Origin of the sequence: Streptomyces sp. NRRL S-378 (genome assembly GCF_000720645.1) — a bacterium.
GTDB lineage: Bacteria > Actinomycetota > Actinomycetes > Streptomycetales > Streptomycetaceae > Streptomyces.
The window spans coordinates 1-19,880 of record NZ_JOBX01000089.1 but is presented as its reverse complement, the minus strand read 5'-3'; the positions used below and the strand labels follow the sequence as shown (position 1 = coordinate 19,880).

General features: G+C 69.6%; 17 protein-coding genes and 2 pseudogenes. 10 read left to right on the top strand and 9 right to left on the bottom strand.

From position 1 onward, the window contains the following. Nucleotides 1-640 precede the first annotated feature (640 nt). On the top strand, nucleotides 641-793 hold the full coding sequence (locus IH80_RS45115; RefSeq protein ID WP_158943782.1) for a hypothetical protein: 153 nt from the start codon (nucleotides 641-643) through the stop codon (nucleotides 791-793). A 450-nt stretch (nucleotides 794-1,243) separates the two neighbouring features. Here the strand turns inward: IH80_RS45115 and IH80_RS0135450 are convergent, their stop codons facing one another. Then, nucleotides 1,244-1,720 (bottom strand): SPW repeat protein, encoded by a 477-nt coding sequence (locus IH80_RS0135450; protein ID WP_030965919.1) that lies wholly within the window; start codon nucleotides 1,718-1,720, stop codon nucleotides 1,244-1,246. Nucleotides 1,721-2,493: 773 nt separating this feature from the next. Here IH80_RS0135450 and IH80_RS0135440 point away from each other — a divergent pair. Both IH80_RS0135440 and IH80_RS0135435 read left to right on the top strand, forming a co-directional pair. Beyond that, entirely contained in the window at nucleotides 2,494-3,714 is a 1,221-nt protein-coding gene (locus tag IH80_RS0135440) for a PP2C family protein-serine/threonine phosphatase (RefSeq protein WP_234432492.1), read from the top strand. Between the two features lie 318 nt (nucleotides 3,715-4,032). After that, nucleotides 4,033-4,449: a hypothetical protein gene (locus IH80_RS0135435; protein ID WP_030965916.1), complete on the top strand. Its 417-nt coding sequence runs from the start codon at nucleotides 4,033-4,035 to the stop codon at nucleotides 4,447-4,449. A 94-nt stretch (nucleotides 4,450-4,543) separates the two neighbouring features. Here the strand turns inward: IH80_RS0135435 and IH80_RS0135430 are convergent, their stop codons facing one another. Beyond that, nucleotides 4,544-4,774 (bottom strand): hypothetical protein, encoded by a 231-nt coding sequence (locus tag IH80_RS0135430; protein WP_158943780.1) that lies wholly within the window; start codon nucleotides 4,772-4,774, stop codon nucleotides 4,544-4,546. Nucleotides 4,775-5,139: 365 nt separating this feature from the next. On the opposite strand from IH80_RS0135430, the gene IH80_RS0135425 reads away from it, so the two are divergent. From IH80_RS0135425 to IH80_RS0135405, 5 genes are all read left to right on the top strand, one after another. Beyond that, entirely contained in the window at nucleotides 5,140-5,655 is a 516-nt protein-coding gene (locus IH80_RS0135425) for a TetR/AcrR family transcriptional regulator (RefSeq protein WP_234432491.1), read from the top strand. 108 nt (nucleotides 5,656-5,763) lie between these two features. Then, nucleotides 5,764-6,687, top strand: coding sequence for a TauD/TfdA dioxygenase family protein (locus IH80_RS0135420; RefSeq protein ID WP_030965913.1), 924 nt, complete (start codon nucleotides 5,764-5,766; stop codon nucleotides 6,685-6,687). A gap of 50 nt (nucleotides 6,688-6,737) precedes the next feature. Beyond that, on the top strand, nucleotides 6,738-8,093 hold the full coding sequence (locus IH80_RS0135415) for an MFS transporter (RefSeq protein ID WP_030965912.1): 1,356 nt from the start codon (nucleotides 6,738-6,740) through the stop codon (nucleotides 8,091-8,093). Nucleotides 8,094-8,165: 72 nt separating this feature from the next. Further along, the gene (locus tag IH80_RS0135410) at nucleotides 8,166-9,875 is read left to right on the top strand and encodes an aldehyde dehydrogenase family protein (RefSeq protein WP_030965911.1); all 1,710 of its coding nucleotides are present in this window, start codon (nucleotides 8,166-8,168) and stop codon (nucleotides 9,873-9,875) included. A 77-nt stretch (nucleotides 9,876-9,952) separates the two neighbouring features. Then, nucleotides 9,953-11,554, top strand: a complete 1,602-nt coding sequence (locus tag IH80_RS0135405; RefSeq protein ID WP_051810283.1) for a long-chain-fatty-acid--CoA ligase — start codon at nucleotides 9,953-9,955, stop codon at nucleotides 11,552-11,554. Nucleotides 11,555-12,607: 1,053 nt separating this feature from the next. On the opposite strand, the gene IH80_RS0135390 is transcribed toward IH80_RS0135405, so the two are convergent. The 4 genes and pseudogenes from IH80_RS0135390 to IH80_RS43110 form a co-directional block, all read right to left on the bottom strand. Further along, nucleotides 12,608-13,327 (bottom strand): SGNH/GDSL hydrolase family protein, encoded by a 720-nt coding sequence (locus IH80_RS0135390; RefSeq protein ID WP_030965906.1) that lies wholly within the window; start codon nucleotides 13,325-13,327, stop codon nucleotides 12,608-12,610. Beyond that, on the bottom strand, nucleotides 13,324-13,794 hold the full coding sequence (locus IH80_RS0135385; RefSeq protein WP_030965905.1) for a cupin domain-containing protein: 471 nt from the start codon (nucleotides 13,792-13,794) through the stop codon (nucleotides 13,324-13,326). Before IH80_RS0135385 ends, IH80_RS0135390 begins: the two co-directional genes overlap by 4 nt. Before the next feature lie 82 nt (nucleotides 13,795-13,876). Then, nucleotides 13,877-14,713 (bottom strand): helix-turn-helix domain-containing protein, encoded by an 837-nt coding sequence (locus tag IH80_RS0135380; RefSeq protein ID WP_030965904.1) that lies wholly within the window; start codon nucleotides 14,711-14,713, stop codon nucleotides 13,877-13,879. A gap of 295 nt (nucleotides 14,714-15,008) precedes the next feature. Then, a pseudogene (locus IH80_RS43110) lies at nucleotides 15,009-15,563 on the bottom strand (IS701 family transposase); the annotation flags it as partial. Nucleotides 15,564-15,840: 277 nt separating this feature from the next. Between IH80_RS43110 and IH80_RS43105 the strand changes: the two are divergent. Continuing rightward, nucleotides 15,841-16,121, top strand: a pseudogene (locus tag IH80_RS43105) (ATP-dependent helicase C-terminal domain-containing protein); the annotation flags it as partial. A 36-nt stretch (nucleotides 16,122-16,157) separates the two neighbouring features. Here IH80_RS43105 and IH80_RS46540 read toward each other — a convergent pair. Beyond that, entirely contained in the window at nucleotides 16,158-16,883 is a 726-nt protein-coding gene (locus tag IH80_RS46540; protein ID WP_234432490.1) for a pentapeptide repeat-containing protein, read from the bottom strand. A 378-nt stretch (nucleotides 16,884-17,261) separates the two neighbouring features. On the opposite strand from IH80_RS46540, the gene IH80_RS47015 reads away from it, so the two are divergent. Next, nucleotides 17,262-17,384: a hypothetical protein gene (locus IH80_RS47015; RefSeq protein ID WP_267883540.1), complete on the top strand. Its 123-nt coding sequence runs from the start codon at nucleotides 17,262-17,264 to the stop codon at nucleotides 17,382-17,384. Between the two features lie 8 nt (nucleotides 17,385-17,392). Here IH80_RS47015 and IH80_RS41255 read toward each other — a convergent pair whose 3' ends face one another. Then, entirely contained in the window at nucleotides 17,393-18,082 is a 690-nt protein-coding gene (locus tag IH80_RS41255) for a DUF4328 domain-containing protein (protein ID WP_051810281.1), read from the bottom strand. Between the two features lie 794 nt (nucleotides 18,083-18,876). Then, nucleotides 18,877-19,449: a DUF4262 domain-containing protein gene (locus IH80_RS0135355; protein ID WP_078906906.1), complete on the bottom strand. Its 573-nt coding sequence runs from the start codon at nucleotides 19,447-19,449 to the stop codon at nucleotides 18,877-18,879. Nucleotides 19,450-19,880 lie beyond the last annotated feature (431 nt).

The window sequence follows — 19,880 nt, the reverse complement described above, 5'->3', positions numbered from 1 at the left end:
CGGCTCGGACGGGCACCACAAGGCCGACCACCACGACAAGCACTGACAGCACCAAGTCCTGGACCCGGCGCGCTCATCACGTCGGCACATCCAGCACCGTCGTCTGAACCAGCCGCAGCGCCCAGCCCGGTGTAGAAGGGCCTCCCCTCATCCTCCGAGGGGAGGCCCTTCTCATGACGGGGCCAGCTCGTGCAGCCAGCCAGCCAGGCAGCCAGGCCACGGGAAGCGGGTTCCGCTCCTCCCGGTCCGCGTGCCGGACCGGCGGCCCGGTAGCTACTGCCGCCAGAGCGCTCTGGTCACCGGGGCCTCGCCCGCGCACGCCCTGTCGGCGCGGACTGCGCCCGACCATAGCCGCGGCCGGCCAGCACCGCGCAGCACGACCACAGAGTTCGGCATCCTGTGTGAAACGCGGGTGCTGGCGTTGACGCCCGATGCTGACACCGTCCCTTCCACGAGAACCCCGCACGACGGGCTGCCGCCCGGATCCGTACGGCACCCGGACACCCGACGCCCAGGCCTCCTCGCCTGCCGGGACCGCTCCGGGCCGTCCGGCGGACCCCGGCACCGGCGCTCAGACCGCCGGCCCCCGGGCAACGGACCGGACCAGTCCGACGCAGCCCTGGCCGTCCAGGAGGCGACCATGGCCGGCGCGCAGGCCACACAGGCGGCGACGCAGGCGGGGATGACCTCGACGTTCGGCGCGACGCAGGCGGGGACATGGTCGGTGATGACCGTCGGCAGCGTCGCGCTGGTGGTGGGAATCTTCCTCGGCCTGGCCGTCGCCAAGGACTGACGACCGGCCCCGCCCTACCGGGAACCGCCGTCTGGCTTTGCGCCGCCCCCTGCCCGGCCTCACGGCCGGTCGGGGGGCGGCGCGCTGCGAGGCGGTCGGACCCCGCAGCAGGCTCCGGTGTTCACCTCACCGTATGAACGTTCCCCTCGGGCGAGCGGGTGAAGACCGCAGCGGCCCTGGGATCACCCGTTCTGCGGACCGGAACCAGGGTGGTCCGTCCTCGCCCCTTTCGCTGCTCTCACCGCCGGGAGAAACCAGCACCAACCCGGAAAGTCGATCCCATGGTGGGAGGGGGCCCTTGACCGGCGCGGCGGACGGTCCCGTCACGAACCGCGGAACGTCCTGCGCGGACACGTCCAGGCTCAGCCGCTGAAACCGGAGCGGGTGACGGTAGCCGCCGTGGCTGCCGGAGCGTGCCGAGGTCGGGTGTCACGTGCCGAGATCCGGGTGTCAGTGGTGGCCGGGCATGGAGCCGTGCGACTGGGCTCCGAGGTCACCTCGGGTATCCCGGTCACGGGCACCCGAGGCGGCAGCCAGGGCCAGGAGGGTGGCGATAACGCCGACGATCAAGTTGCTGGTGATCGAGCGGGTCTGCGCGACATCGCCGGCCACGACCCACGGTGCCACGCAGGTCCACACCCCGATGGCGGCCGCGGCCCACGCCATGGAATGCGTGCGCTCGTAGGAATTGCCGAGACCGCCGAGCAGCAACATGTAGGCGATGCCGCAGATGAGGTTGGTGACGGCCAGGGTGCCGGAGTCGTTGAAGCCGGCGATCCAGGGAGACGCGGCGAGGTAGAGACCCGCCAACAGGGCAAGGGACTCGACCGTCTGCGCGCGCGGCGTCGCCGCCGCACGGTCATGCCGGGCCCGCAGTTCCACCAGGTCAGGATGCTCCTCGATCGGAGCACGGTGGGTCGACGCCATGATGACCTCCACGAAAGAAGTGATGTGTCGCCTCCCGCCTACCCGTAAAGAGGCCATAAACGACCGATAAGGGGAATTACCGGAGATTTAGGGCTGAAGCCTCTCAAAGGACGTGAGGATCCCCGGCCGTGAAACGCCCTGGCGCGCCCCCGCGCAGCCGTACGGGGCGGTCGCGCAGCGCAACTCCCCGGCCGGATCCCTACCGGGCGCGGCCGCCTCCAAGGACTTCTGCACCACAGACGCGGGTCTAGCTGGGAGCGGTCAGCGGGAGGCGGAGCGGACCCAAGCGTGCGTGAGGTCCTGCAGTGCCGCTGGAGTGGCATGGCCTTTCCAGGTGCGCGGTGAACCTCTCCAGCCGGTCCGGTTCCTCGGGCCAGTCCGGATCGGCCGCGGCCCTCCTCGTGAGCTCGCCTAGGGCGTCCTGGTCCGTCACGTGCCGCACCAGCCACGCGGTGAACCCGTCCATCGCCCCATCCCTGTCTTCGATGATCACCACGCCCGCAGCCGACGAGCCGGTGAAGAACGCCGGCGGCCGTCCGACGGCTTGGGAACGCGGGCAGTCGGGCAATGCCGAAACTGCCCCGCCTCCACTGCCCGCCGGTACCGGCCCGGCAGATTCAAGCCGGTGGGCGCGGCCGACGCGCACCCAGACAGGTTGGAGTGGCCTCAATCGGGGCAAGGCCGCGCCCCGCGTTGGTCACCAGAACGGCTGGGGCTGATGGAATGCCTTCCTCGTTGGGTTCCCTGGGGCGACCAGGGGTTATGGAGGCGTCGTGCCGGAACAGGAAGGCGTGGAGGCACGCCTGCGCGCGATGGAAGAGGCTCTCGAGCGGATCGGGACGTCCTTCGACGAGCGGGCGACCTGGCGGGAGCTGGCGGCATTCGTGTTCCGGACCCTGTGCGACGCCACGGCCGTGGACGTGATCGGCCACGGTGGCAGGACTGAACGTGTGGCCGCGGCTGGCGCGACGGATCTCCTGGACGGTCTCGCCACCGCGGACACCCCTGCGGTCCGCGCCCTGGACGAGGGACATCCCGTGCACGCGTACACGGGCAGTGGCACGGAAGGATCCGTGCACGTCGCCTCGGTGCCACTGATCGGCCGGCAGGAGCTCTACGGAAGGCTCCTCGCGGCCCGGACACACAGCGACTTCAGCGACCACGAAACGGCGACGCTGCACTTCGCAGCACGAATCGCATGCGTGCACATCGCACACGCACGGCGCCTGGCGGCAACGGAGAAGATCGCACTCGACCTCCAACGCGCCCTGGTGGCCGAACCGGGCCGACCACACCCCAACCTGGAAGTCGCCAGCCGCTACCTGCCGGTCGGACCTCGCGCCCTCGTCGGCGGCGACTGGTTCGAGACCGTACGACTTCACTTCGGCCGAACCCTGCTGGTGGTCGGCGACGTCATGGGCCACGGACTGGAAGCTGCCGTCGACATGAACGCCTACCGCTCCCTCCTGCGCGACGTCGCCTCCACTGACCTCGCCCCGCACCGCGTACTTCGCCAGCTCGACGCCCTGGCCGCGGCGGACGACAACCGTCGCCCCGCGACCTGCCTCATCGTCCGGGTCGACCCCGCCCGCGGCCTGGCCGTATACGCCAGCGCCGGACATCTGCCACCCGCCGCCTTCACCGCCGACGGCTCAGGCGAACTACTGAACGTTCCCGTCGGCCCCCCGCTGGGCACCGGCATCGGCGGATACGAAGCCGCTACCCTGCCGATCACCCCCGATCAGACCATCCTGCTCTACACCGACGGCCTCGTGGAACGCCGAGGCGAGGACATCGACACCTCCCTGGCCCGACTCGCCGCGCTCCGCATGACCACCGCAGCAGGAGTCTGGGAGGTCGTGGACGCGGTCTGCAACGGACTCGACGCACAGCACGCCGAAGACGACGTCGCCGTCCTCGCCGCACGTCTGCGCCCCCGACCACCCCACGACCCCGCCAGCAATACCCATCACACCGCCGAGTCTGCGCCGTGACGTCGTCCGGCACTGGGTTCTCAACCCGGATGTGAAGGACGGGACAGACCTGGCAACCAGGCTACAATCGGTGCAGACTTGAAGGGGCATTCGCCATTTATGGCCCCCTCTTTTCTTTTGGTCCGCACCCCGGTCGGCATGCGGACCGTTTGTTTTGCCGGGGCCCGGTGCCAGCCGGCCGCACGACGACGGACCCGCAGCAGCTCCGGGGGTCTGTCCGGCCGATCATGGCCGAACCGATTGGGGCCAAGGGCAGCTGGATACCAGGCGGGCTGCCTGCGCTCTACCACTGATGAGCCCGAGCATAGGATCACGGGCATGGATATGCGTACGGTCATCGAAGAGGTGTCGGAGGAAGCCGAACGGCTGATCCGCGATCAGGTATGGGAACTCACACCCGCCGATCGTACGGTCGCGGCGAAGGCCGCCGCCGACCTGCACGCCGTGGTGGGCCTCCCCGAGTTCCAGCAGTCCCTGCCCGCGGTTGACCGGCTGGAACACCTGCGGGAAGCACTCGCCGCTGTGGCCATCGCCCTCGCCCACGTGCACGGACGCCTGGCCTGGTTCCTCGGCGCAGCTGCCACCGCCCTCACGCCAGTCCTGCACTGGCGCGCCCTGCCCGCTGAAGACGGCCGCACCTTCGGCGCCGTCGTGCCGGCCCCCCAGCAGTACACGGAAGCCGAAGACGCGATCCGCAGGCTCCAAACCACCCTCGACGGCATCGCCACCGCCTGACAGCATCCGACTCGAGCGTCATGATCGCCCGGAGAAGGCCTGGTCCGAGGCCTCATGCTTGCCTAGGCGGTCAGTCTCCGGCACGCAGGGGTTCCTACCGGGCCTCAACCAGGCGGCGCCACGAGGAACGGACGTGTTCTTCGCTCTCGGTCCAGCAGAGGGCAGAGGGCCCCGGCAGGGGCGGGCCTGCCGTGAAGTGGGCGACGTCGACGAAGTACGCGAAGTCGCCGCTGGCCGTGAGTCCGCGCAGCCGGCCGATGGTGGCGGCAACCTGGACTAGATGCTCGCGGCCTTCCGGGCTGTGGAGGCCCGGCGACCTCGACACGGCCCAGAACATGCTGGCCGAGGACTTCGTCGCCAACCTCCCCGGCGGCGCGGCCCCCCGGCGTGGCCGGGCGATCTGACGGGAGGGCGCGCAGGCCATGCTGGAAGCCTTCCCCGACCTGGAGATCGACGTTCAGGACATCTTCGGCGCCGATGGACCTCGTCCGGAGCCGGCCCCTCGCCCCCGTAGCCCGCGGGTACCCGGTCGTCCTCGTCTGAACGTCGGCCTCCTCGCACCCGCTGGCTCGCGTGGGGCGGTGGAGATCGTAGGCTCGGTGCATGGTGGATACGCAGTCGCGCGGTGCGGAGCGGGGACCGGGGCGGCCGCGGGAGGAGCGGGTCACCGGAGCCGTTCTCAACGCGGTCGTGGACCTGGTCACCGAGCAGGGGATCGAGGCGGTCACGATGGACGTCGTCGCGTCACGGGCTGGGGTGAGCAAGCCCGCCATCTACCGGCGATGGCCCACCAAGCAGGCGCTGATCATCGCTGCGGCCGAAACCCGCATCGGCGTCCTGTCGGTGCCTGACCTGGGTGACTTTCGCGCCGAGATCCGCTTTGTGCTCACGGCGCGTCTGGAGGCCTACCGGCTGCCGGGGTCCGATCGGCTGATCGCGGGCCTCATCGGTGCGGCGGCTGAGAGCGGGGCGGGTCGAGCCCAGTACGCGGAGTACACCGAGCGGATCACGAGTGAGACGAGGCGCATCCTCGAACGGGGGATCGCGCGCGGTGACGTGGACCCGGGCACCGACGTGCGGGCCGCGGCCACTTTGGTGGCTGCGCCCCTGCTCTTCCGGCTGATCGGTGAGCAGGAGCTGCCCGACGCCCGCTTCGTGGATGCGCTGGTCGGCCTCGTCGCGCGGGCGGTCGGCGCGGGCGGCTGACTTCCGGGCTCCAGCTTCATTTTTTCGTGCCGCCAGGTCTCTTGCCTCCCCATGACTCAATAACGATACTTCCGGTAACGATTTTCCGCCCCTCGTTACGGAGGCCTCATGGACAGCGCCGTCTCCACCCCCGCCCCCACGCTCGACAAGCCGCTCATGCACTACGGGAAGCGCACGCTTGACCGCATCGCGCCGGGCGCGCAGCAGCCGGACTACCTCCTTCTGGACGTCTGCCCGCTCACTCCGCACATCGGCGCCGAGATAGAAGGCGTCGACCTCTCGCTCCCGATCGGCGAGGACCTCGCGGCGGAGATCAGGCAGGCCCTGCTGGAGTGGAAGGTTCTTTTCTTCCGGGACCAGCACGCCTTCGACCCGCAGGCCCAGCTCGCCGTCTCCGGACTGTGGGGCGAGCCGGAGCCGAACCCCTTCTTCCCCCAGGGCAACACCGTCGGCGTCTCCCGCCTGGCCAAGGACGCCATGGCGATGGGCACGGAGAACATCTGGCACAGCGACCACTCGTTCATGGCCGCGCCGGCGCTCGGTTCCGTCCTGCGTGCCGTCGAGGTCCCCTCTGCGGGCGGCGACACCATGTGGGCCGACATGGCAGCCGCCTACGACAACCTCCCCGAGTCCATGAGGGACCGCATCGAAGGCCTCACCGCGGTGCACGACTGGGTGCCCAGCTGGGGGTCGTTGATGACCGAGGCCCAGCTCGCCGCGCACCGTGAGAACCTGCCGGCCGTCGAACACCCCGTGGTCGTCCGTCACCCGCGCACCGGCCGCAAGCTGCTCTACGTCAACGAGCCCTTCACCACCCGGATCGTCGGCCTGTCCGACGTGGAAAGCCGCGAGCTGCTGGGCGAGCTCGTCCTCCAGGCGCGGATTCCCGAGTACCAGGTGCGCTTCCGCTGGCAGCCGGGCTCCGTCGCGATCTGGGACAACATCGCCACCCAGCACTACGCGATCAACGACTACTTCCCTCAGCGGCGTGTCATGGAGCGCATCGCCATCGCCGGCGTCCCGCTCTCCTGATCGAGCTCCCGGCACCTCCCCCCTCCCCCTCCAGTCCCCGCGGAGCCCTTGTGACCGACATCGACGTCGCACCCGCTGTGCCCGCCGGCCCCCCGAAGGCGCCGAGCAGAACGAGACGCCGTGCGTGGACCGTCACCGTGCTGCTCGTCGTCTTCATGATGATCAATTTCGCCGACAAGTCCGTGCTCGGTCTGGCCGCGGAGGAGATCCGACAGGACCTCGGCCTGTCCGCCTCGGCCTTCGGACTCGCCAGCAGCGCGTTCTTCCTGCTGTTCTCGGTCTCCGGCGCCGCGGTGGGCCTGCTCGCCGACCGCGTACGGCCGAAGTGGCTGCTGCTGATCATGGCTGTTCTCTGGTCCGTCTCCCAGGCACCACTGGCCGTCGGTGGAGGGCTCGCGGTGCTCATCGCCTCGCGTGTTCTCCTCGGCGCCGCCGAGGGGCCCGCCTATCCCGTCGCCCAGCAGACGACGCTGTCCTGGTTCCCCAACCACCGCCGCAACCTGCCCGGAGCGCTGATCGTCCTGGGCATCACGCTGGGGGTCCTGGTCGCCGCTCCCGTACTGACGTGGTTGATCACCCATCACGGCTGGCGCTCGGCCGTCGCCGCGGTGGCCCTGGCCGGCGTGGTGTGGACGTTGCTGTGGATCCCCTTCGGCGGCGAGGGGCCGTACGCGGCCATGTCGGACAGTGGCTCGCCGGCCGAGGCGGCCTCGGACGACAGGATGGATACGAGCAGGGGGACCGGAGCCGAAACCGCCCGCGAGGCACAGGCCCAGATGCCGTACCGCCGGATCCTTGCGACTCGCACCTGGATCGGTGTCACGACCGGCTACTTCAGCACCTACTGGGTGATCGCCTTCGCCCTGGTGTGGCTCCCCTCCTACCTTCAGGACGGGCTGGGCTACTCCTCGGCCACGTCCACACAACTGCTGATGCTGTTCTGGGGCCTGAGCGGAATCCTGGTGCTCGCACAGGCGGCCCTGACCGGATGGATGCTGCGGCGCGGCATCGCGAGCCGCCGGGCTCGCGGCTGGGTCGGCGGCGGCCTCCTGCTGACATCCGGCGTCTCTTGTCTGGCCCTGCCCGCCGCCCCGGCCGGTGCCGTGACCGTCGTGCTGCTGATAGCCGCTTTCGGTCTCGCCGGAGCGATGGGCAGCATCGCCGCCACCGCCATCATGGAGCTGGCTCCGGCCCATCGTCGCGGCGGTGCCCTGGGCTTCATGAACGCGGTGGTGACCACCGCCGGTCTGATCGCCCCCACCCTGATCGGCAGCCTCGTGGACACCCATGGACCGGGCGGCTACCAGTACGCGGTCCTCATCACCGGTGGCTTGCTCCTGGTGGGCGGAACCGCCGCCGTCACACTGATCGACCCCGCCCGCGACGCCCGCCTGCTCTCCGGGTGACGACACCTACGGACCTGCTCCCGGGCACGGCACCCCCGCCCTTCCCCCTCCCGACCCTCCGCAAGGGACGACGTGAACACCAGCGCCCTCGACATCCCCCACCTCAACCGCACCGTGGCCGCCCTGCGCGACAACGCGGAATCCTGGTCCACCACACCGCTCACCGAACGCATCGCCCTCCTGGAGCGTTTGCAGCCCCGGGTCATGGCGCAGGCGGCCCAGATGGCCGCTGCGGGGGCCCGGGCCAAGGGATACGAAGCGGACTCCCCCTGGGCGGCGGAAGACTGGATGGGCGGCCCCTGGGCCCTGGCCCAGAACACCGCGGCGCTCCTGCACGTCCTGCGCCGGATCGCCGCAGGCCGGGATCCGCTGGACGCCAAGGCCGTCCACGAGGAGCACGGCCGCACCCGGGTGGACGTATTCCCCGCCACCGGCTGGAACACCCTGCTGTTGAGCGGGTTCCGGGCGCAAGTGTGGATGCGCCCCGGCGTCACGGCGGAGCAGGCGCGGGCGCGCGCCGCGGCCGAATACCGGGGCCGGCAGGCAGACCCGGCCCTGGCCCTCGTACTCGGCGCCGGCAACGTCGCCGCCATCACCGCGCTCGACATCCTGCACAAGCTCTACGCCGAGGGCCAGGTCGTCGTCGCCAAGATGAACCCGGTCAACGGCTATCTCCGGCCCCACTTCGAATACGTCTTCGCCGAGTTCGTAGAACGCGGGTGGGTCCGCTTCGTGGACGGCGGCGCGGCCGAAGGCGGCTACCTCTCCCGCCACGACGGCATCGACACCATCCACGTCACCGGCAGCGACCGCACCCACGACGCCATCGTCTGGGGCGCCGACGAGAGAGCGGAGCAACGCCGGCGAGACGACCTCCCTCTGATCGCCAAGCCCTTCAGCAGCGAACTCGGCGGCATCAGCCCGTGCATCGTGGCGCCGGGCCCCTGGAGCGCAGCCGATTTCCGTTTCCAGGCCGAGCACATAGTCACCAGCAAGATGAACAACTCCGGCCACAACTGCATCGCCAGCCAGATCCTCGTCCTGCCGCGCGACTGGGACGGCACCGAACGGCTGCTCGACGAGATCCGGCGGGTCCTGCGCGACCTGCCCCCGCGTACCGACTACTACCCCGGCGCCGCACACCGTCTCGCCGCGGTACAAGCCGCCCACCCGCAGACGGAGGCGCACGGCCACGAATGCCGACTGCTCGTCCCCGACATCACCGACCACCACGGCGACGTCCTCATCACCGACGAGGTCTTCGGCAGCGCCCTGGGCGTCGTACGCCTGCCCGGCGCGGAACCGGCCGAATTCCTGCGCCACGCCGTCGCCTTCGCCAACGACACCCTGCCCGGCACCCTGGGCGCAACCCTGATCGTCCACCCGAAAACCGAGAAGGCCCACCGGGAGACAGTGCGCACCGCCATCGCCGATCTCCGCTACGGCACCGTGGGCGTCAACTGCTGGTCGGGCGTCAGCTTCCTCCTCGGCTTCACCCCGTGGGGGGCCTTCCCCGGCCACACCCGCCAGGACATCGGCAGCGGCATTGGATTCGTGCACAACGCCTTCATGCTCGAAGACATCGAGAAGACCGTGCTGCGAGCGCCGTTCGCACCGGCCCCCCGGGGCCTGTTCACGGGCTCCCCGTCATTGTCCCCGCGGCCGCCGTACTTCGTCACTCATCGCACGGCGCTGACCACGGTCCAGCGCCTCACACGCTTGACCGTGGCGCCGAGCCTGACGAAATTGCCGGCACTCTTCGCCGCCGCGCTGCGGGGCTGACCCCGGTTGTCCTCGTCCTGCCGACCCCGTAGCCGCCACGCCCGTGGCCGCCGCAGACGCATCCCTCTGGAGACCTCGTGCTCAATCTCGCCGCCTTGCTGGAGAACAGCGCCCGCACCGTGCCCGACCGCACGGCAGTCGTACTGGGTACCCAGCGATTGACCTACGCCGACCTGGACACGGCCGCCCGCCGGGTGGCCAACCTGCTGCGCTCGCGCGGCATCCAGCCCGGAGACAAGGTCGCGCTGTCCTGTCCGAACCTCCCCTGGTTCCCGATCGCCTACTACGGCATCCTCAAGGCTGGCGCGGTGGTCGTCCCGCTCAACGTGCTGCTCAAGGACCGGGAGATCGCATACCACCTCGCCGATTCCGAGGCCAAGGCCTACTTCTGCTTCGAGGGCACCGCGGACCTACCGATGGGGCAGGAGGGCTGGTCCGGCTTCGGCAGCACCCCCGGCTGCGAGGCCTTCTTCCTGATGACCGCCGTCCCCGTCGAGGTCTCCCCGATCGAGGGCGCGGAGACCCTGACCGCGGCCCTGGCCGGGCAGAGCGCGGACTTCGAGACGATAGCCACCGAGCCGGGTGACACCGCGCTCATCCTGTACACCTCCGGCACCACCGGCCAGCCCAAGGGCGCCGAGCTCACCCATTCCAACGTCATGCTCAACGTGCTGACCTGCCACAAGCTGTTCGGCGAGGTCGAGCACGACGTGCACCTGATCACGCTGCCGCTCTTCCACTCCTTCGGCCAGGTCGTCCAGATGAACGCCGGCCTCGCCTCCCGGGCGACGCTGGTGCTGCTGCCACGCTTCGACGCCCCCTCCGCCCTAGCCCTGATGCAGCGTCATGCGGTCACCTTTTTCGCGGGCGTTCCCACGATGTACTGGGCGCTGCTCGAAGAGGAAGCGTCCGACGTCGACCTGTCACTGATCGCCAAGAACCTGCGGATGGCCGGGTCGGGTGCCTCGGCACTCCCGGTCGACATCCACCGCCGCTTCCGTGAGCGTTTCGGGGTCACCATCATGGAGGGATACGGCCTCTCGGAGACCAGCCCGGCGGCAACCTTCGTGCCGCCCGGCGAGAAGGTGCGTCCGGGCTCCATCGGGCGCCCCGTCTGGGGCGTCGAGGTGAACCTGGTCGACAAGGACTGGACACCGGTCCAGGGCCCCGACGTGATCGGCGAGATCGTCATCCGCGGCCACAACATCATGAAGGGGTACTACAACCGGCCCGAGGCGACCGCCGAGGTGATGCGCAACGGTTGGTTCCGCACCGGCGACCTGGCCTACCAGGACGCCGACGGCTGGTTCCACATCGTCGACCGCGCCAAGGACATGATCATCCGTGGTGGCTTCAACGTGTACCCGCGGGAGATCGAGGAGGTACTGGTCACTCATCCCGAGGTGAGCATGGCGGCCGTCATCGGTGTGCCGCACGAGCGCCACGGCGAGGAGATCAAAGCCTGCGTGGTCCGCGCCCCAGGATCGACGCTCACCCAGGAGAAGCTGATCGACTGGTGCAGGGACGAGATGGCGGGCTACAAGTACCCTCGCCTCGTAGAGTTTCGCAACGCCCTGCCCACCAACGCCACCGGCAAGATCCTCAAGCGCGAACTGAGGGACGCCTCGGACCACACGATCCCCTCGGCCCTACAAGGGAGCGCGGGCCCAGCGGCGTGACGTAGGCCGCGTCCTGCGCCGTCACCTTTCTGCAATGAATCGCCGGTCAGACTCACCCGGCGAGCGGTCGGATGCGAGAGGCCCTACCCCCGGCGATCCCCCATCCGGGCGGCCCGGACGACATCGTCGTTGGGGCCGATCATGTCGGTGACGGCGCCCAAGCAGTCGGTCATGGCACCTCAAACTGACGGAATGTTGCAGGGCGTCCAATCATCGATTAGCTCTCGGGTGGCCCGGCTGCGGGGTCGGCAAGACAGGCATCTCCTTGGCCGCATCAGGTCCGGTGCGGACCAAGGAGACAAAACCTAGTCATCCTTGCCGCGCCGAGCCATGGTGGGCCTGCCCGAGGAGCCTACGCTGCCGACGGTGGCGTGAACTGCGAGGACCACGACTACCCCGCTGGAGGAGCGGACCATCCCCGGCTGCCACGAGACCTCATGCCGCGCAGCCGCCCGCGCAAGCTCCCTCTCAAGCCGGCTGGCCTGACCGGTCGGCCCCACCATCACAAAGGACCAGCGATGCCCGCACTTCCTACATCCGTCCCGGTCTCGGCTGAGGGCCCGGTCACCCACCACACCGAGATCCCTAACAACACCACGCGCGGGGCGTTCTTGGCCCGCACCCGCCACGAAATCCGCTGACCCGCCACCACCGCCCTCCGGCAGCAGGAGCAGCCACGCCATGACCCACAACGACAGCCCGGTCAACGGCCAGGACAACCCGTCCTTTTCTCGACCTGCTCAACCAGTTGCCGCCCGTGCCGCCAACCCCCGCCCTGGCGGCCGGTTACCGGGTTGCTGCTCGAAGCCATCGACATCCAGCACGGGCAGTGCCTCCGGAACCGCCCGGGAAACGCTGCTCCTCGTCATCGACAGAGCCACCGGCTCCGAATGGGGTCGCGGTCGACGACAGTAGCCGCCACGGGACCGTGACCCAGGTGCCCTCGTGGTGGTCACGCAGCCAGACGAGCCGGATGTCGTAACGCTGACCGCCTGGCTCGGACGCCACCTCCGCGCGGTAGATGGCATCCGACTGGCCGGGCGCCGGAACCAGCTACGCGCTCAGGGGCAGCAGACCGGCGTCGATGACCTCAGCGATAAGGGTGGCGCCGCGGCTGTTCTGGTGGATCTGGTCGGTCGTGAGCACGAGACTTCGCCGCCGTGAGATCGTGTCGAGGTTGCGGCGCAGCACTGCGTGCTGGACGAGGACGCCGACGACCGCCGCGGGCGTCACCTCCCGGTATGGAATCGGCGGCGGGTCCGCTTGGCGTAGTTCCTCGATCTGGCGTTCGTGGAGCGGAAGGTAGGCCACCTCGTTGGTGGCGGCGACCTCGGCGATCATCCGGCTGTATGCCTGCGATGCCCGTGCCGCTCCTCCATCGATTTGTTGGCCGAGTACCGGTAGCGACAGCAGACCGATCGTCGCGTCGGTCTCGGCTCGTAGCCGGGCGACGACGGCTCCCAGGCACTGTTGGAACCAGCCGGCCGACGGGCGCTCGGGGAGCCGTTTGCGCTTCATGGCTTGTTCGACGGGGTAGCCGGCAAGGCTCGCTCGGGCGTCGTTGGTCCCGATCAACACGGTGATCACATCGGGTGGGTTCGTGACGACAGCATCGAGGCGCTGCAAGAGGTTGTAGGCGAAGTCGCCGTTGGCGCCGAAACGGGCAAGCTGCACGTCACCGGGAGGCCGGCGTCGTCCGAGAAGACCCAGGTAGTCGACGCTGAACTGCGCGCGGGTGAGGCTGTCGCCGAGGCACGCGATGCGTGTCGTCACGGCGCTTCCTCCGGGCTGGGCGTGCCGACGCTTTCGGTCGGGCGGGTGTCGGTCCGAGGACGGTGGTCGGTGCCGAGGGTCGCAGTGATGGCCAGGATGGACGTCGGCCCCTCCATGTCGACCACGTGCCATACCCCGGCCGGGTTGATGGTGGCCTCGCCCGGCCCGAGCAGAACGCGGTCGGGGACCCCGTCCACGTCGCGGGTGACCGTCACGGACCCGGTGAGGCAAACGAGCAGTTCGTCGCCTGCAGGGTGGCTCTCCCAATGGTCGACCGGCCCGTCGCCATCGAAGATCATCACCATCCGGCCCTCGGCGCCGTCTGCCGCGACCGCGGCGCTGTAGGCCTGGAGCACCTCCGGGTCCCAGGTGAAGCCCTCGACGGGTTTCGCTCTCGATCCCAGTCCGAGGTGCACGGGGGTGGTCCGCAGGTCCATGGCCTTGCGTTCGTGGTTGACGAGTCTCATGCCGACGATCGTCCACGACAGCGATCGGGCGGTCTTGAAGAAAAGGGAAGAGAAGCCGACGCGACGGGCAGACGGTTGGCGGCTACCCGGCTCCGAGGAGGACTTCGCCGCGACGCCAGGCCGTCGGCGATCGGCCGGTGAACTCGCGCCAGTCCCGAACGAGATGGGCCTGGTCGGCGTAGCCGGAGACGGTTGCCACATCGCCCCACGGGAGCGGGTCCTGCGTCGCCGCCAGTTCGTGCGCGTGCTCGAAGCGCAAGACTCGGGCGAAGGTCTTCGGCGACAGGCCCACCTCACCGCGAAACCGCTCGGTGAGGTACCGGCGGCTCCAGCCGAGTTCCGCGGCGACCGCCCCAACCCGGACGCAACCCCGCGCGGCGACGAGGCGGCGCCAAGCCTCGGCTACCTCGGGGCGCACCCAGCGCACATGGTCGCCGCAGGCGCCACGGCCGACAGCTCGGAGGAGCAATTCGTCCAGCGCGGTGAACCGCGCCACCCATGTTGTCGCCGATCGGAGCCGGTCGACCAGCTCGACGGCAAGCGCTCCGAGAAGCTCGTCAAGTGGGACCAGTCGGTGGGCGAGCTCGGCGGCGGGCATACCGTAGATGGCCCGGGCCCCGAGCGGCGTCAGCGATACCTGGATACCTTGCTGGCGTCCGTCGTGGTGAATCGCGACGGACCGGCACATCAGACCGCCGGCCACGCTGCCGAATCGGGTGACCGGTGACCCGTCGTCAACGCCCGCCGCCACCTCCAAAGGATCTGACAGGCTGATCACCGCAGTGAGCGCGCGGCTCGGCGGGCCGCAGTGCACCCCCGTCGGGAGCCCGCGGAGGTCGAAGCCGACATACGAGTCGACGTACTGCCGCAAGACGGGCGCCGGACGTGCACCGATCCCGGTAGCCGTGTGGTCCTCCATTTTCGTCAGTGTACGAGCCGCCCAGCCCAGGAAGACCACCATCCAAGCACTGATCACCGCCGTTTGCGGCTGGCGACGCGGTTCCTACCGGCACCCCGTCCCGTCGGCTACTCCGGGAGCGGGCGCCACGTCCCCGTCCGGTTCCCCGCGATCCACCCCGAGAATCCGCGAACCCGTCGGCTTGGAGGTAGGCAGGAGGCAGTCCGTCACCGTGGCGCTGTTCCGGCTCGGTGACGTCCGCGCCTGCGGGACATGTCCGGCGTGGACTGGGAGGCCGCCCGCGGTCTGGGCAAGGGGTCACCCAGCGGAACGGATTCCTCTCGGTGATCGCCCGGCGGACCATCGCCTCTGCCATCACCACCTTCGTCTCGAAGGCGACCGTGTCCTCGATGCCCGCGGCCCGGCATCGTTCCCGGTCATCGGTCCATGATGTGGGCAAGTACAGCTTGCGGTCGATCAATGTGCGGCCATGAGCACGGGCATAGGCCAGGTAGACACCGACCTGGCAGTTCTCAGTCCGGCCCGCCGTTCCGGAGTACTGGCGCTGGACGCCGGCGGACCGGACGCCCGTCTTCAGGAAGCCGGCGTGGTCCACGATCAGGACCGATTCGGGGTCGCCGAGATGCTCGACCACATAGCCACGGACGTCGTCGAGGACATCGTCGGCTTCCCAGTCGCATCGATTCAACAGCCGGTGCATCCGGTCAGGAGCCGTGTGACCAGCCTCCTCAGCAAGCGTCCACCCGTTCTTCCGCTCCAACGGGGCTATCAGCCCCCGCATATAGGCAAGAGCCGACTCCCGCGGCTCCGACCTGGGAAACCGGTGCACACCTTGGCTGGACCCGTGGATACCCGTGGGGTATGGAACTGAAGGGACTTCAGTGGGAACCCGGAGGTTCGTCGCCGTGCCGCGAGAGGGGGGACCCGTGGGTTCGTGGTGAAGCCACGGTATCGGCTTCGTTGACTGTTCCATGACTTGCCGTGCGGAGGGCGCGTAACGAACCGCGGTCTTCTCGTCGATGAAAAAGACGGGAGCCTCACGACCCGAGCGAGGGCATTGACGGACCGCCACCATCGATCATGATCGTTCTCACCGATACTGACTGTCCGGCTGGTCCCCATGGCCGGGCTCGCGGGTCCGGGTCGACTACAGCGGCGAGCGGCCCGAACTCGCGGGGAAACTGCAGGAGTTGTCCGGCTGGTCTGCCGCCTTCGCGCTGGCGGACGGGCGGCCCCGCTGACCGTCCACCCGCTCTCCCCGGCTGGGCACCGGGCCGCCGTCACCGGCAACCTCTCGTCGTTCTGGCGCGAGGGCTGCCGCGCCGTGCGGGCCGAGCTCCGCGGCCGCTACCCCAGCCACCCGTGGCCGGAGGACCCGGCTGCGGCCGAGCCGACCCGGCGGCTCAACACGGCCCAACCGGGGAGCGCCACGAGCAGCCCGGGGTCAGCCGCCACCCGAGCCGACCGAGGCCGAACCGCCGGAGGTCCAGCCGGAATTGCGCTGCGGCCGATCGCGCGTGCTGCGCTCGGTGCGCAGCTCCACCACGACCCCAGCCGGGCCGAGCAGGGCCTTCAGCGCGTCGGCGAGGCGCTGCGGGTCGCCGCCGAACGGGAGCGCGAGCCGCGCGTATCGGAGGTCCGCCTGAAGGAGGTTCGCGCTGTTCAGAACGGCAGAGCGGAGATCTGCTTGGTAGAGGCTCACCCCCGGGAGTGCGATGGACGCCGTGCCAGGCAGGCGCAGGCCCCTCAGGTCGGTGTTGCTGAGGTCGACGACCGTGCCTGCGTCGCCGTCAGGGTCTCGTCTGGCCAGTGTGGCGATTGCTGCGCGGACGTCAGGCTTGGGTTCGTGGCCGTAGGCGCCGCCCCTTGGTTCCTGCAAGCTCTTGGTACTCGATCCTGCGTGCTGCTGCGCGAACGCGGCCAGCACGGAGACCACAGTGGGGTGGTCACGAACGGAGTCCTGCATGATTCGCTGCAGGGCGTAGATGCCCCCCAAGCGGATATCCAAAGAGGACGATCCCAGATTGGCCACTGCCGCATTGAATCGGTTGGTGATCTGTCCGTGCTCTGAGATCTGCAGTTCCTTGCTGGCCTGTGCTACCTGCATCCAGGTGAACAGCAGAGCTCCGAGAGCGGCGAGCCCCGGCAGGCTTACGGCCAGAACAGTCACCCATTGCATCCGGCCCCCAGCGTCGACCGGACCATGACGTCGGCGGCGCCGACGCCGATGCGCGATGCGGCGGAGCCTCTCGGCTGTCCAATTCCGAGCCACCTGCCAATCGCATCCCGCCGGATGGGCCTCGGCAACTCGCACTCGTCCAGGCAGACCAGCACCACCCAACATCAAGGCATCCGTCGCCGTTATGTGCCCGTTGCCCCGCGTGTGGCCCACGCCCGGTCGGCGAGAGCCGCCTCGCCGAGGCCCCCGCACTTTCGAAGCCGGAAGTCGGCCCCCCTCGGCGATCCGCCCGAGCTGGATCGGTACCGCTCCAGGTTGTCGTGCACGCCTTCCGGCGGCCCGCCCTCCCTGCCGACGCGAGCGGGGGCCGTGGGCTTTGCGTCGGTCGGCTCCGTCCTGGCCGTGCTCCTCACCGCGGAGCGCATCCGCCACGCCGCCCTCCTCCAGGAATGGGCGGCGGCCATGCGCGCCTCGGTCGTCCCGGCCGCCTGAGCGAACAGCTACCGCCGCACCGCCGTCACGGCGGGTCTCTGGGCGGACGTTGTGCGCTGCATGGCCGTCAGTCTGAGGGCGAAGAGCGGCGCGAGGGCGGCGGCCACGATGTCGAGGACGTCCCCCACCAGCATGGTCGTGGCCGCGTAGCGAACGGCGCCGGGGCTCTCGGCGAGACTGTAGGCCATGCCCCCGCACCACCCCAGGACCCGGGCAGCCGCGAAGGTGCCCCACCAGAAGTTGACCAGGGCCGACGGGAAGCTGCGGTCGCTGCCGTCGGCCCTGAGGGGCCTGCTCGACTCCCAGGTGGTCGCCGCGATTCGGTACGGCAGCCAGAGGTTGGCCAGCGGCACGAACCGGGCACCGATCGCCACACCGGATGCGGGCTTGTCCGAGCCCGACGCGAGCACCCCGGCGTTCGTGCGCACCAGGTGGAACCAGACGATGAATACGACGCACGTGACGATCAAGGCCTTGGACTGGACCGAGGCGGCCAGGAGAATCAAGCTCTCGCCGCGGCCCAGGTCGACATCGCCGACCGCACCGGGGTCCGACAGAAGCCGCCCCATGAGCGCCCAGGTGGTCCAGTCCGCGTAAACGGCGTACGCGCCGCACCCGATGGACACCACGCACAACACGGTCAGCACGATGGCCAGGCCCACGGCCGAGCGCAGCCGCACGCCCGTAACAACGGGCACCGCATTCGGGGACGGGACCGGCGTATCAGCCGGATCTGCGGACATGCTGAAGAACCCCCACGGGTGATGGACGGGAAAAGGACGCGCCAAAGAGGGCGGGCCAGTCAGGAACCTACGGCATCCGTACGACCCGTGTCACACCCGTTTCTCCAGGTCGCAGGCGGAATTACCGAGTCCCGATCGGACGACTCGACGGCGACGTGCCCGGCCAGCTCCAGCGCGATGGCCGCCCACCGCTCCCGCAGTGTCGCCCCCAGCGGCCGGGAGCTCCCGGGTCCGCTCGGTGACCAGCACGCCGCGCGCCGCGCCAAGGCCCATCGGCTCGTGCCCGTCGCGCCGCACCGTACGGACCGGCCGCAGCTCCTCCCGGCGGGCCAATCAGGTCACACACGCCCGAGGGCGTCCGCCAGGAGCTGGGGCCTACCTCGCCGTCCATCACGCAATCCGCAGTTCGCCCATAGGACGTCCTTCGCCCGCCCGGCCGTGGACACCGACCGCATCTTCTACCTGAAGTGCGTCCGCATCATCCCGTCCCGACTCGCGGCGACCACCGCCAAGCTCACCCGCTCCTTCACTGAGGCCGAGCGGACGAGCCTGCCACTCGCGATCAAGAAGCCGAACCGGGGCCCGTGCTCAAGACCCGCGCCAGACGCCACCGTGCAACCCGGCCGCTGGGCCCGCAACCCGTCCGCAAGCAGAAGACCTCCCGCAGGCCGGACGACCGGTGCACAGTGAGACGCAAGCCCTGTCGCCGCCCTAGGCGCCTGCGCCTGTCTCCCGCCCGATGGCAAGGCTCAGTGCTCGGCAGCCTCCTCGGTCCAGATTCCAGTCGGGTGCTCGTCGACCGGAAGCCACAAGCTGGGCTGCGCGCGGCAGCCCGAACTGGCCTGCTCGTCCGACGGCCAGCGGTGATCCCGGTCAGGCCAGACCAGCTGGACGAAAGGGACCGGAGTCCGACGGTAGAAACCGACGGCCGTACCGAGCAGAGGGCGGTGCCAACTGACATCGACGGGGTGGAGCCGGACCTCGTACCCCTCGATGACGCCTGGAAGCAGCGTGCCAGGCTCTGTCACGGCCCCGTCACGCAGTTCAGCGGCCGCGTCATTGACCCAATACATCAGCCCCTGAAGCTCCAAACCGAACATGGCGACCTCGGGGATCCGATAGGAATGCCACAGGCCGACGGTGAAGGCCCAGTCCGGTATGTCCTCACCGCCGACACCCACTACGTGCCAGCCGTACTTGCGGACGTCTGCCATCTGCCGGACCCAGCGCTTCTTCCGCTGCCGACGTGTTCGGAAGGTCGCAGAGGCGGCGGGATCGCACAGCACGCAAGGGCACGACGAGGACATGGTCAGGTCAGTCACGCCGGCATCCAAGCAGATCAGGATCGGCTGCCCGCCGTGCGGGGCGCCGCGAGGCGCACAGCACTAAGACAACTGCATTAGCCTTCGCCAGCCCCCGGACCCCCGCTCCCCCGGCACCGCCCGGCCCGGCAGGCCCGGCAGGCCGTAGGTTGTGTCTGCCGCGCGCGCCGGGCGCCACCGGGGCCTGGTAGCTGGGTGCCCACGCCCCCGGCGCTTGCCTGCCGAGAATGCGGGCAAATCGTCCTTAGTCGAGTCGGTCCGAGCCTGCCGCTCAGGGCTCGGTCACCTTGTGAAACAACCTTTAAAGGGTGTTGCAGAAGGCTCAGCTCGGACAGGCCTGTGTGGTGTTTGGCCTGTTGTTTCACCCGGCGAGGGCGAGGTTGTGCATGGTGGCGACGGCCTGGACGGCGTGGTGGAGGCCGTCGCCCTTT